The following is a 6,629-nucleotide window of genomic DNA, read 5'->3' as shown; positions in this document are numbered from 1 at the left end:
GTCCTGGGGTGCACTACAAGCTTAACAAAACTGTTACGCTTTCAGCGGGTTACACCTATTCAAGAAATTACAAACCCAACAAAAAATTTAACGAAAACGATGCTTGGGAACAATTGATGTTATCGCATAAATCAGGAAAATCGTCTTTCAAACACCGATTCAGACTAGAGCAGCGCTTTATTGACAACATCGTGCAAGTACCTAATGGTGACTTTGTCAAGGATGGTACTAATTTCGGAATGCGTTTCCGATATCGCTTTACATGGAGTATGCCTTTGATAAGAGTTAAAAATGACAAAAGTATTGGCATTATGGCTTTTGACGAAATTTGGCTCAATACAGAAAAAGGTATTGTTCCAAGAAGTGTGAACCAAAACTGGTTCTATGCCGGATTATCTTATCCGCTTTCGAAAAAAACATCTATAGGAATTGGTTATCTCGATGCCTATGCACCTATTGGAGGTGGTCACAACTTTGTAGATAATCATATTTTACAAACAACTCTAAAATATCACATTTAATCAAAACTTATATAAGATGAAAACAATTAAAATAACCTTTGTTTGTATATTGTGTACATTAGCTTTTGCATGTAACAATAAGCAGGAAAAAAAAGTTAAGGAAGTTAAGACTTCCAAGGAAGTTGCAAAAACCTCAAAAAAAAAGCATTGGAGTTATGAGGGAGAAACTGGACCAGAACATTGGGCAGAATTTGAAAAAGATTCCGATTGTGATGGCAAGCATCAATCACCCATCAATATTATAAGTGTTGAAGCTAAAACAGATACTGATTTAAAACCGTTGGATATTTACTATGCCTCACAAACAAAAATCCATGATGTGGTAAATAATGGTCATTCAATCCAATATAATTTTGAACCAGGAGACTACATCAATTATAAAGGTAAAAAATTTGAGTTGAAACAAATTCATTTTCACGAAGCTTCCGAACATACCATAAACGGAGTAAGATTCCCGATAGTTATTCACATGGTTCATATGAGTAAGGATAAAGAGTTTTTAGTTTTAGCCATAATGGCGAAAGAAGGAAAAAGCAGTGCTCCTTTCAGATTTCTAGAGAGTTATTTGCCAGTTGAAAAAGGTCAGATAAAAACAGTTGATGCTTCTTTTGATCTCAATCAGAATTTACCAAAAGACAAAGGCTATTACAATTATGTGGGGTCTCTAACCACACCACCTTGTACCGAGGGTGTGAACTGGTTTGTGTTTAAAGATCCTATTACCATTTCAGTAGGTCAAGTTAAACAATTGCAAAAGCTAATGCCAATGAACAATTATCGAAACGAGCAACCACTCAATGGCCGTCAAGTAATGCAAACAAAATAGCAAACCCTTTCTAAATGAATAGGAGACATGCAATTTTATTTAAAGGAATTACAAATAAAACCGTTTCAAGATTTTGAAGCGGTTTTTTCTTTTATACCGATTTCAACAGGCAATAATCACCTTTCTTTTTAAATTCTCTAATTGTTTGTCCGCTATATTTTTTGAACGTACGTGATAAATGACTAGCATCAGTAAAACCTAATTCATCTGCAATTTGATTTAAGGTATAATCTGAATATAGCAATCGAATTTCAACTAATTTTAATCTCGATTTTGCGATGTATTCTCTTAATGAAGTACCAGTTGTTTTCTTGAAAAACTCACTAATGTAAGTAGGTGACATAAAGAAAACGGTAGCAAGATTTTCTATTTTTAATAAATCTGGGGTATCAATATGCTCTTGAATATATGATGTCATTTCTGCTAATCTTTCATCTTGTATATCATTCCCTATAATCTCGGCGGTACTCTTTTTAATACTACGCATTAAAATATGTAGCATACTTACCATTAAACTTTTAATAAGCTCAACAGACTGCAGCCCATTGTTCTGCGTTTCATAAACAATGGTATTCATTAAACTAATTACATTACGACGGTCGTTTTCATTTTTAATGACTTCGCCAGGTTGTTGTTTGTAGTTGGCTAGAATATAAGAGGCTTCTTTAAACCAATTTTCAAAATCTGATGCATTGTTTTTATTGTGCTTAAAAAATGATTTTGTAAATCTTAAGAATACAAATTTTGTAGGTTTTTCTATGGTAAATGAGTGACAACGTAAAGGCGGTAACAAGAATATATTTTCACCTTGATAAGGATAATGATTGTAATTAATACATTGCGTTCCTTTTCCATTTTCTATATAAACAACTTCAAAAAAATTGTTTTTAACAGGGCGTTGTTGCCATTCTGTTAATTCTAAAACTTGTATATCGAAAGGTTGGTTTGTATTTATTGTTTTCATTTTCTATATTTTTATTGCTTATTTCTATACAAATATAAATTATTACAATGTGAATATGTTTGAGGCGAATTGAAAAACCTTTTTCTGTACTAAAACATCCAATATATATACTTATTTCAAAGTTGGTTAATTTGTAATTTCGTTACTAAATAATTAAATAAAACTTTTATGAAAAAAATTATTACGCTTTTATTATTTTCCGTTGCAATGGTATGTAATGCTCAAACATTTAACCAGATTACAAACTTTCCTGATGCCAATTTACAGTTAACTTGGGTTTTTGCAACTTCAGAAAGTACAGCATATATCACGGCTTTTAACACTCAGTTTATTTACCAAACTAATGATGGTGGAGTTACTTGGGATAAAAAACAAGTGTCTAACGTTAATTTGAATTTTACTGATGTATATTTTATAGATGTTGATAATGGTTGGGTAACAGCAGCAGATGACTCTGGAGTTGGTAAACTCTTTAAAACAACTGATGCTGGAGTTACTTGGAACGATGTTAGTAATTTATTACCTTTTATTAATAATGTGCCATTAAGTTCGGTTCGTTTTAATGGTAGTAATGGTGTTATTGGTACAGGAGGAGGATTGTTTGATGTTACTTTTGAAGCCCCAAATTATTACACCACTTCAGATGGTGGATTATCGTGGGAGTCTCACGTTTTACCAAATCCAAATATTGCATTTCAAGATGCTTTTGAAGTTTCCAGAATATCTAATAACCCTGCAACAGGCACGTTTCAAATAACAGGTGCGGCAGGAGTTTCGGCAAATATAGTTTATAATTCTACTGATAATGGAAATACCTTTACTCAAGTTGTGCTTAATAGTGATTTTAATAATTTCCCTTTCGGGATGTTTAACGTTAACGGTACTGTTTATTGGTTTCCACAGGCAATTCCTCAAAAATCGACAAATGATGGACTGGCTTGGAGTTCATATAATTACCCAACTGACTCTTTTGAGGTTTTATCGGGCTTTTTTGATTCAGCCGATAGGGGGTGGATTGTTGGAGATAATTCAAAAATTCATAGTACAGTAGATGGAGGTACAACCTGGACTACAATTCAAAATATAAATAATGGAATTTTATTAAGAGATATAAATAAATTTGGTTCCGTTATGTGGGCAGTTGGAGAAGTAAGCTCTGTTTATAAAGCCGTAGATGCTCCTCTATCGGTAGAAGGTTTTAATTCAAGAAAAATAAGTGTTTATCCAAATCCTTCTTCATCAACAGTAACCATAAAATCAAATATTGATATTTCTGAAGAGTTTAAGTTGTTTAACACATTGGGTCAGAATGTTAAAGCTAAAACAACAAGTCTTTTATCGCCCAATAAAAAAGAATTAAATTTAGATATTTCAAGTTTAAAAGAAGGTATTTATTTTTTTAAACAGAACGGTACGACTTTGAAAACAGTAAAAGTAATTAAATTGTAGTTTTACAATTAAGTAGTATAGTAAATATGATTAAAAAGTTCGGTTTAAAAGCAAACTTGTTTTTAAACCGAACTTTTTGTGTAAAACAGCATATATGGGTTAAATATGAATAAATAGAGGTAAAACATTAAAATAATAGTTGCTCTCTCTTAAAATTATTCTTTAAACTCTTTAAATAACCATTAAATATACAACAATATCCATTTTTAATACCTCATTTTAAGCGTAATACCGTCATACATTTGTAATATAATTAAAACATAAAAAACATAAAGTGATGAGAGCAATCGTTTTAAAAGCATTTGGAGGCATTGAAAATTTGGAGATGCAAGAAGTTTCCAAACCAGAACCTAAAGCAAATGAAGTACTTATACAAGTGAAAAATATAGGACTAAATCCTGTAGATTATAAAACAAGACAAGGTGGTGGAATTGCTAGAAGAATGGAATTACCTGCAATATTAGGTTGGGATATTTCGGGTGTTGTCAGTCAAGTAGGAAACAAGGTTTCAAAATTTAAAGTGGGAGATGCTGTTTTCGGAATGGTAAACTTTCCTGGAGCCGGAAATGCTTATGCAGAATTTGTAACTGCACCAGAAGACCAATTAGCACTAAAGCCAAGCGCTATTTCTTTTGAAGAGGCCGCAGCTTTAACACTTGCACCTTTAACCGCATACCAAGCATTAATAAATGTGGTTAAAGTGAAGCAAGGAGACAAAGTATTGGTACAAGCTGCAGCAGGTGGTGTAGGTCACACCGCAGTACAGATTTTAAAGAGTGTTGGTGCCTATGTCGTAGGAATCGCTTCTGGAAAAAACAAAGCGTTTTTAGAATCTTTTGGCGTCGATGAATTTATCGATTATACACAAGAAGATTTTACGCAAAAAGTAAAGGATATGGATATTGTTTTTGACTGTGTAGGTGGAAATACAGGAGCCGATTCTATTAAAGTAGTAAAACAAGGTGGTACAATGATTTCTATTCCTAGCGGAATTGCAAAAGATTGGAAAGACAGCAGGCCAGATGTTACCACACCAAGTTTTTTAGTACAATCAAACGGGACAGATATGGAAGCTTTAGCAAAAATGGCTCAAGAAGGCTCTTTGAAAGTTAAAGTATCTCAAGTATTTCCTTTTGAAAAGGTAGGCGATGCACACTTACAATTAGAAACACATAGAACACAAGGAAAAATAGTATTAAGTATAAATTAAATAACAAAAATTAAAAAAAACAACCAAAATGAAACAGCTATTTATAGTGTTATTCGTTGGATTATTATCTAATATAGCATTTGCCCAAAATCAAATTGATTTTAAAACACCAGATGGTGTTTACCCAGAGGGAATTGCATATTATCCACAAAAAGATGCATTCTTAATTAGTTCTATTACCAAAGGACAAATTGGGATGGTAGATAGACAAGGGAACTATAGTGTTTTCTTGGATAACAAAAATTTCTTTTCTTCCGTAGGAATGAAAGTAAAAGGAGATAAATTATATGTTGCAGTTGGTGATTTAGGATTATCAAATCGTTCAACAAAAGTAAGTCCTAAAACAATAGCACGATTGCTTATTTTTGATGTAAATACCAAAAAGTTACTTAAAAAAGTAGATTTACATAAAGAATACGAAGGCGCACATTGGGCAAACGATTTAACGGTAGATGACAATGGTGATGTATATATAACTGATAGTTTTTCGCCAGTAATCTATAAGGTGAACAAAAAAGGAAAAGCCACAGTTTTTGTTGAAAACGACCAATTTAAAGGAGATGGCATTAATCTTAACGGAATTTTAGTACACTCAAATGGATATTTGTTAGTCGCTAAAAACAGCGATGGTAAACTATTTAAAGTGGATATGAAAACAAAAGCAGTTTCCGAAGTACAATTAGCAACACCTATTGTAGGAATGGATGGTCTTTTGTTAGACAAAGACGGTAGTTTAATTATAGGTCAAAATACAGCTAACGAAGCCTATCATAAAGTAGTAAGTACCGATGACTGGAAATCTGGATATATAGTAGCTAGTGATACTAAAGGTTTAAATTTTGCTACTACATCTACAATGGATAATAAAGGCGATATTTATTTTGCGAACACCTACATTTCAGACTTATTTCAAGGGAAAAACGACAGAACCCAATATTTTATCAGAAAATTTGATGCGGTTTATGCAGATGGTGGATTGGTGCAACAATTCAATATAAATGATTTAAAAACCGAAGTGTTTAGTGATAAAATTTCACGTAAAGTAGTGCCAAGCAATGAAGGAACTTTTACCATTTACACCTTAAAAAAAGGAGCACATATTCCTAAACACAAGCATCCACAGCAACAGACCACATATATCCGTTCTGGAAAAGTGAAAATCATCATTGGAGAAAACGAAGAACATATTTTAGAAGCTGGAGATGTAATTGTAATTCCTGGAAATGTAGAACACGAGTTTTTCATTTTGGAAAATACGGAGGACATTGACATCTTTTCGCCAAAGCGTGATGCGGATTGGATTTTAGGGAAATCGAAATTTTTACAAAAATCGAAATAGAAATTATGAAGCATCTACAAAAAATATCGTTAATAGCATTTTTGAGTACATTCCAAATAGGATGTGCTCAAAATAATACAGCAGAGTTATATGCCACTTTAAATCAGGCAGTCGGAAATGTCGCTTATACAGAAAAAGGTACATTAGTATTTAGTCACCATCCCTTTTTTAAACCAGAAGTTCGAGTAGCGAAATACAATGAAGCTACGAAAACGGTAGTTCCTTTCCCAAACAAGGAATGGAATACACCAAAAACCAAAAATGACTTTTATTTAGACGATGTATTGGGTATTCGTAACGATACCAAAGGTATTGTGTGG

The 6,629-nt window shown here is 32.7% G+C and carries 6 protein-coding genes and 1 pseudogene; 6 read left to right on the top strand and 1 reads right to left on the bottom strand.

Annotated features, from left to right (window positions below; all coding sequences use genetic code 11):
• Positions 1–521: DUF2490 domain-containing protein (locus ACVC2P_RS13135; protein WP_452598914.1), on the top strand; the 521-nt coding region annotated here is incomplete at its 5' end.
• A gap of 16 nt (positions 522–537) precedes the next feature.
• Positions 538–1,347, top strand: coding sequence for a carbonic anhydrase (locus ACVC2P_RS13130; protein WP_452598913.1), 810 nt, complete (start codon positions 538–540; stop codon positions 1,345–1,347).
• A 91-nt stretch (positions 1,348–1,438) separates the two neighbouring features.
• On the opposite strand, the gene ACVC2P_RS13125 is transcribed toward ACVC2P_RS13130, so the two are convergent.
• Positions 1,439–2,311, bottom strand: coding sequence for an AraC family transcriptional regulator (locus ACVC2P_RS13125; protein WP_452598912.1), 873 nt, complete (start codon positions 2,309–2,311; stop codon positions 1,439–1,441).
• Between the two features lie 168 nt (positions 2,312–2,479).
• Between ACVC2P_RS13125 and ACVC2P_RS13120 the strand changes: the two genes are divergently transcribed.
• The 4 genes and pseudogenes from ACVC2P_RS13120 to ACVC2P_RS13105 form a co-directional block, all read left to right on the top strand.
• Positions 2,480–3,760, top strand: coding sequence for a T9SS type A sorting domain-containing protein (locus ACVC2P_RS13120; RefSeq protein ID WP_452598911.1), 1,281 nt, complete (start codon positions 2,480–2,482; stop codon positions 3,758–3,760).
• Between the two features lie 277 nt (positions 3,761–4,037).
• Positions 4,038–4,970 (top strand): NADP-dependent oxidoreductase, encoded by a 933-nt coding sequence (locus ACVC2P_RS13115; protein WP_452598910.1) that lies wholly within the window; start codon positions 4,038–4,040, stop codon positions 4,968–4,970.
• A 28-nt stretch (positions 4,971–4,998) separates the two neighbouring features.
• A complete protein-coding gene (locus tag ACVC2P_RS13110; protein WP_452598909.1) occupies positions 4,999–6,309 on the top strand; it encodes a cupin domain-containing protein in 1,311 nt (436 codons plus the stop codon).
• 5 nt (positions 6,310–6,314) lie between these two features.
• Positions 6,315–6,629 (top strand): annotated as a pseudogene (locus ACVC2P_RS13105) (hypothetical protein); the annotation flags it as partial.

The sequence above is a fragment of the Pontimicrobium sp. MEBiC01747 genome (assembly GCF_053601635.1).
This window is presented reverse-complemented; position numbering and strand designations above follow the sequence as displayed.